Here is a 6,401-nt window from a genome sequence, read left to right on the forward strand (position 1 = left end):
TTGGCTGGGACCCAAAAAAATCGGTCTTTTAGGTCGCCCACCCAGACACCTTCCGGTCTCATTTCCATGTTTCGATTGGATTGGAATCCCACGCGATGTCGAGTCTTCTAGTCACCACGCTCACTACCAATGACTCTGATCCCGTCTTTGTGACGGGTGGACAGGGGTGCTGGTACCTCTTGTCAAACGGCAGGAAAGTACTTGACGGATCGAACACAGCCGCTGCATTAGGGCATCGCCATCCAGCCATGGTGGATGCTATGGAACGCGCCGCATCGCATCCAACTGTTTCAGAGGGCTGGGCGTGGAAGGGCCGCGAACAGGCGGCGCAAGATCTTCTGGAAATCGCTTACGGTAGTGAAAGTTCTTGGGTGGGAGCGGTACGCTTTGGGCTATCGGGGTCTGAGACCAACGACATGGCGTTGTCACTTTGCCAAGTGCTGACTGGACGTACACCGATTGCGACCAGGGAACGTGCTTACCATGGCCTGACCGGCCTTTCACGTGCAGTGACGACACAGCCTCAATGGCATGGCGGGCTTTCCCGGGCGGATGGACGCGTCATGCCCGCACCGTCAATTGACGAGGTCCGTGTACTTTCCGCGCCGACTGCGTCACGCTATGGTGAACGCGTTGCTGATCTGGCACAGATGGATGAGGGCGACATGGGGACTGCTCTGGAGGGAGCGGCCGCCGTCATCATTGATTACACGCAGGGAGGGATCTACCACCATGCCGCCTATCAAGATCGTGTAGCCCGTGCAGCTAAGCGGGCTGGCGCATTGTGGATTGCCGACGAAGTGGTCACGGGCGCAGGTCGCTCCGGACGTTGGTTCGCTTTTCAGGGAGGCGAAAGTCGGCCCGATATGGTGACCATGGGCAAAGGGCTGGCAGGTGGAATCGGACCTATTGGCGCAGTAGTTCTGTCAAAGGAGCTTTGCTCTGAGTTGAAGGGTGCCGCCTGGCAAAACTATTCCACTTTCCGTGGTCACCCTACCGCCATGGAGGGTGTGAGCGCTTATCTGAGAACGATCGTGCGCGATCAATTGCTCGAACGTGTCGCTGCGCTGGAGCCGCGAATCGCGGCGCGCCTGATTCAACTGGGTGAACGGCATCCCTCGGTTGCCCGCGTGGACGGCCGGGGGCTGCATTGGACGGTCGAATTTCATGGCAGCCACTGGAAAAACTGGAAAGCCGCGACCGCTCAAGTACCGATCGCGTCACACGCGGTGAAGGCTGCGCTTGAAGCGGGTGTCGTGTTGGGAACATCGGGTGAGGAGACCTCGCTGTTCATTGCACCCGCGCTCATCATTTCTGACTCCGAACTGGAGTTGCTTTTTCAGGGCCTTGATCATGCACTAGAGGCCGCAGATCTTGTCTATGCCGAGCAAGCTCAATGAGCCTCACTGTTCTAACTCTTAGACCTACCATCAACACACCCTAGGAATATTTCAGATGTCTGATCAAACCTCCGCTGTACGCGCCGTCATTCAAGACTACTTTGACGCCCTTTACGACGGCGACGTCGAAAAGTTCGGGAGAGTTTTTCATTCTGCCTGTCGTCTTTTTACTGCTGTGGACGAGGGCGTCATGACGCTAGACTACGATGCGTATCTCAAACGCGTGGGGGGGCGTCCTTCGCCACGTTCGCGAGGCGACGCGCGCGAGGACGAGATTTTGTCACTGACTGTATCTGCGCCCACGCTTGCTCATGCCCGAGTGAAAGACTGCTATTTGCCCGGCCACTACATTAACGAGCTCACTTTGCTCAAGGTAGAAGGAAGCTGGCGGATTGCAGCTAAAGTCTGGCACGCCAACGTTTGAGTTTGGGAGCCCAGAAAAAGCGGGGCCAACTGGATGCACATGAAGCGTGAGAATATGAACACGGCTGCAATCGCGTACGACGACAGCCCGATCGGACGGGCGTTTCGACTTTTAGAAGTGCTTGCCTTGCACCCCGATGGGCTGACTTTGTCCGAGATCGCGCGGGAGTGTGGCTTGGTCATGACGACCGCGCACCGCCAATTGGCGACGCTCGTCGGCTGCCATATCGTTCGAAAGACCGAGAACAAAACGTTCGTGCCTGGAGAGGCCTTGTGGCGAATTACCTCATTGCTCACCAACGGAGCAGATATTGTTCAGCCGGCGGTTGCCATCCTGACTGAGCTGGCAGACCGATTCGGTGAAACTTCATTCCTCGCCCGCCTGAATGGCCACAACGTGGAAATCATGACGACCTGTACACCGACTGCAGTTGGAAAAGCCTACGCGCAGCCGGGGCGCGGCATGCCGCTGTATGCGGCGGCATCAGGAAAGATACTGCTGGCATCTCAAAGCGACGAATTCATTGACGGCTATTTGGCGCTGCCTCGGCATGCTTTTACCCCCCACACGCAGATCGATGAGGCCAGTATCCGCGCAGAGATTGCCGCAGTGCGGGAGCGCCGCATCGCCATCTGTGAGAACGAATTTGATCCCGATATTCTCAGCTACGCGACGGCAGTCGTCGATCCGCGTACCCATGTGGTTTATGCGATAGCGATTTTTGGGATGAGGGAGCGTTTTGGGACCATTCCTCGTGCCAACGTCGAAGCACAGGTCATACATGCTGCGCAGCGGCTGTCAACCGCACTGAATAGTCCCGACTGACGAAAAAAAGAATCGTTCGATTCCGTTGAGTCAAGTCTTTGCAGTGCCTGTACTTCTGAAGCAGTAGATATTTCAACGACTTCAGTTCCTGCTCAGGATCTCAAGCATAAGACTGTCTGGTCAGTGAGCGTTCTGACATGTGGCCGACGAGAGTTCGTCACAATAGTGCATGCTTCAGTTCCAAGACATCCAACAAGCCGCCGCCCGGCTGCAAGGCCAAGTACTTGACACGCCTTGCGTTGAATCGCGGACCTTGTCCCATATCACGGGCGCAGACGTCTTCCTGAAGTTCGAGAATCTTCAGTTCACGGCTTCGTTCAAAGAGCGTGGCGCCTGCAATAAGCTCGCGGAGCTCACGGCTGGTGGCTCCCGCCCGGGGGTGATCGCCATGAGCGCCGGCAACCACGCACAGGGCGTGGCTTATCACGCGGAGCGGTTGGGCCTACGCGCCGTCATCGTCATGCCGCGCTTTACGCCGGGCGTAAAAGTCTCGCGCACGCGTGGCTTTGGCGCCGAGGTCGTGCTGCATGGCGACACCCTGGAAGCCGCTCGAGCCCATGCGCTCGAGCTCGCAAAGAATCAGGGCTTGACCTTTGTTCACCCTTACGACGATCTAGCCGTGATGGCTGGCCAGGGCACCTTGGGGCTGGAGATGCTGCGTGATCAGCCGGATCTGGATATTCTGGTCGTGCCGGTGGGTGGGGGTGGGCTGATCTCCGGTATCGCCACGGCGGCAAAGGCCATCAAGCCTGGCATTGAAGTGATTGGTGTGCAGGTTCAGCGCTTTCCGGCCATGTTCAATCTCATCAAGGATGAGGAGCATGAGCAAGGCGTCAGCACCATCGCGGAAGGCATTGCTGTCGGTGCGCCAGGCGCGCTGTGTGTGGAAGTGATCCGCGAGCGGGTAGATGAGCTGCTGTTAGTGGACGAAGGCGACATTGAGCAGGCCATCGTCATGCTTCTGGAAATCGAAAAGACCCTGGTTGAGGGGGCAGGGGCGGCAGCTTTGGCGGCATTGCTTAAATATCGGCCACGTTTTGCGGGCAAGAAGGTCGGCATGGTGCTTTCTGGCGGCAATATCGACCCCCTCCTACTGGCCTCCATCATTGGCCGAGGCATGGTTCGATCAGGCAGGCTGGCCCGCATTGTGGTGAGCGCGCGTGACATCCCCGGCATGCTGGCACGCATCACCGCCCTGGTGGCCGATGCCGGCGCCAATATTGATGAGGTTCACCATCAGCGCGCCTTCACTGCGCTTTCTGCGCAGAGCGTGGAAATTGAGATGGTGCTGCAAACCCGTGGTCACGAACACGTGACGGAGATCATTGCCTTGCTGCGGGAGCAAGGCTGGGAAGTTCACCTGGTGCAGTGAATCAGCCCATTCGCCCGTCTTGGCGAAGACGGGCGGCGCATTCGGTAGATTGACGTGTCGGCTTCGGCTGACAAGGAGCGTCGATGGTCGCTTATTGATGCCCGCAGGTTTTGGGCCCAGCATCGTGCCATCAAGAACGTCCCTAGTTGATTGAAGGCCCTCGGGGCCAGAGAGCCGTATGAGCCATCACGAGCACAACCCCGACGCCTCGCCGCAAAACTTGGCCGCGCCCGTGCAGGCCGCTTCGGTTCCTCCCGCAGCGGAACGACAGCGCCCGAACTTCGACTTCTTCTCCAGGCAAGTTTGGCAAAGGTTTTGGGCCATAGCCACCCCTTATTGGCGCGAGGACGAGAAACGCAAGGCGTGGACGTATCTCATCGTGTTGATCGGCATGTTGCTGGCAGAAACGCAAATTGCGGTCCTTTTGAACGATCAAGCCGGGGAGATGACCTCGGCTCTGGCTGCACGCGAGCGAGACCGCTTCTGGAATGCCATCATGTACTGCCTGGTGGTGGTGGCGGTGTTTGTGCCCACCCGGTCGCTCTACTATTTCGTACGCGACACGCTGGGAAATCATTGGCGGCGGTGGCTCTCACACCGTTTGCTGGGCCGCTATTTCCACAATCAGCGCTTCTATGAACTAACTGCAGACACGGAGGTCGACAACCCAGACCAACGGATCGCCGAAGACGTCAACACGTTCACCCAGAGATCGCTTTACTTCCTGCTGATCGCTCTCGGCTCGATGATGCAACTGGTGGCTTTCAGCTGGGTGCTATGGAGCATTTCCCCTTTGCTGGTCTATGTTTTGGTGGCCTATACAGCCCTGGGTACTTGGCTCACCGTGAAAGTGTTTGGAGCGCCCTTGATGCGCTTGAATTTCTTTCAGCTCAAGCGAGAGGCGGATTTTCGCTTCAGTCTTGTGCGCGTGCGTGAAAACGCAGAATCCATCGCGTTCTACCGAGGTGAACAAGCCGAGTTGCGCCAGATCAAGGGCCGTTTCGCGGTAGCGCTGCGCAACTACAGGCGCCTGTTGCGTCAGCAACTCAATCTCAATTTTTTCCAGCAAGCCTATAACCAGATCGCCATTCTTCTGCCAAACATTCTCATTGCCAACCTTGTGCTCTCGGGGCACCTGGAAGTAGGGCAGGCGATCAAGGCCGCCGGCGCGTTCCTCGCTGTGTTAGGCGCGGTCTCCGTCATCATCGATAACTTCGAGGGACTTTCCCGCTTTACGGCCGGAATTGAACGTATTTACGGACTCATGCGGGCGCTGCCTGGTCAAATTGATGAGGCCGGCATTGCCGCGTCTGGCCCTGAAGGCGATCAACCTCTGCCAAGACGCAAACGGCAACTGATCCAAACCAGTGAAGCGCCAGAGCTGAGTCTGCGCAATGTCACCTTGCACACCCCTGATCTCAAGCGGGAATTGGTACGTGAATTGAGTTTTACATTGCACAAGGGAGACAGCCTGCTGATCGTGGGCCAAAGCGGCAGCGGTAAGAGTTCGCTGCTGCGCGCCATCGCAGGGCTTTGGCGGGCGGGAAGCGGTGATATCGAGCGCCCGCCTGTGGCAGAGAGCATGTTTTTGCCGCAACGCCCCTACATGCAGGTTGGTAGCTTGCGCAGTCAGCTGCTCTACCCGGACTTTGGGCGTGAGATGGATGACGGAACCCTGCTCCAGGCATTAGTTGATGTGAATTTGCCCGAATTGTGCGAGCGCAGTGGGGGTTTGGATATGGAAGTTGATTGGGGCAAGACGCTTTCATTGGGGGAGCAGCAACGCTTGGCTTTTGCCCGGGTCTTGATCACCAAGCCGCGCTTTGTCATTCTGGATGAAGCCACCAGCGCTCTTGATACCGCCAATGAGGCTCGGCTTTACGAGCGCTTGCTGACCATGAAGGCCACGTTGCTCAGTATTGCGCATCGCAGTGCGGTGCTGAACTATCACACGCATGTACTGGAGTTGACGGGGGCTGGGCAATGGGCTTTGCATGAGGCGGAGGAGTTTGTTCCGGCGGATGCTAATGAAATACCTGGCCCGGCCGGTCCCGTGGGCCTTGCCGCCGCACCTGCCTAGGGAGGCTATTCGAACCATCCCTTCCCAATTTTTGCGCGCGGTTGCCTTAACTCCCTCTCCCGTTTGCGGGAGAGCGGGCGGGGTGTGCTGGTCTAATTTCGAAAGACATCCCGATAAGGGAAATCAATGTCTCACAGGAATAGAAATGACCAAAGCCAAGACTAGGCGATCGTTCGACGCGGCGTTCAAGCTGCAGATCGTCAAGATGATTCGAGAGCAGCACCTGAGCGTGTCTCAGGTCTGCCGTGATATGGAGCTGACTGATAGCGCCGTCAGGCGCTGGCTCGATCAATATGAAGC

The 6,401-nt window shown here is 57.5% G+C and carries 6 protein-coding genes; all 6 read left to right on the top strand.

From position 1 onward, the window contains the following. The first annotated feature begins 95 nt into the window (after positions 1-95). Positions 96-1,400 (top strand): class-III pyridoxal-phosphate-dependent aminotransferase, encoded by a 1,305-nt coding sequence (locus tag G518_RS0121125; RefSeq protein ID WP_028604242.1) that lies wholly within the window; start codon positions 96-98, stop codon positions 1,398-1,400. A 55-nt stretch (positions 1,401-1,455) separates the two neighbouring features. Beyond that, positions 1,456-1,824: a nuclear transport factor 2 family protein gene (locus tag G518_RS0121130; RefSeq protein WP_028604243.1), complete on the top strand. Its 369-nt coding sequence runs from the start codon at positions 1,456-1,458 to the stop codon at positions 1,822-1,824. Between the two features lie 54 nt (positions 1,825-1,878). Continuing rightward, on the top strand, positions 1,879-2,649 hold the full coding sequence (locus G518_RS0121135; protein WP_169457981.1) for an IclR family transcriptional regulator: 771 nt from the start codon (positions 1,879-1,881) through the stop codon (positions 2,647-2,649). A gap of 169 nt (positions 2,650-2,818) precedes the next feature. Beyond that, positions 2,819-4,021: a threonine ammonia-lyase gene (locus G518_RS0121140; protein ID WP_028604245.1), complete on the top strand. Its 1,203-nt coding sequence runs from the start codon at positions 2,819-2,821 to the stop codon at positions 4,019-4,021. A gap of 178 nt (positions 4,022-4,199) precedes the next feature. Beyond that, positions 4,200-6,101 carry an ABC transporter ATP-binding protein/permease gene (locus tag G518_RS36200; protein ID WP_084652085.1) on the top strand — a complete coding sequence of 634 codons (1,902 nt, stop codon included), beginning with the start codon at positions 4,200-4,202 and terminating at the stop codon, positions 6,099-6,101. 145 nt (positions 6,102-6,246) lie between these two features. After that, positions 6,247-6,401: transposase (locus tag G518_RS41100; RefSeq protein WP_036595315.1), on the top strand; the 155-nt coding region annotated here is incomplete at its 3' end.

The organism is Ottowia thiooxydans DSM 14619, from assembly GCF_000422885.1.
In the GTDB taxonomy this organism is placed as follows: Bacteria; Pseudomonadota; Gammaproteobacteria; order Burkholderiales; family Burkholderiaceae_C; genus Ottowia; species Ottowia thiooxydans.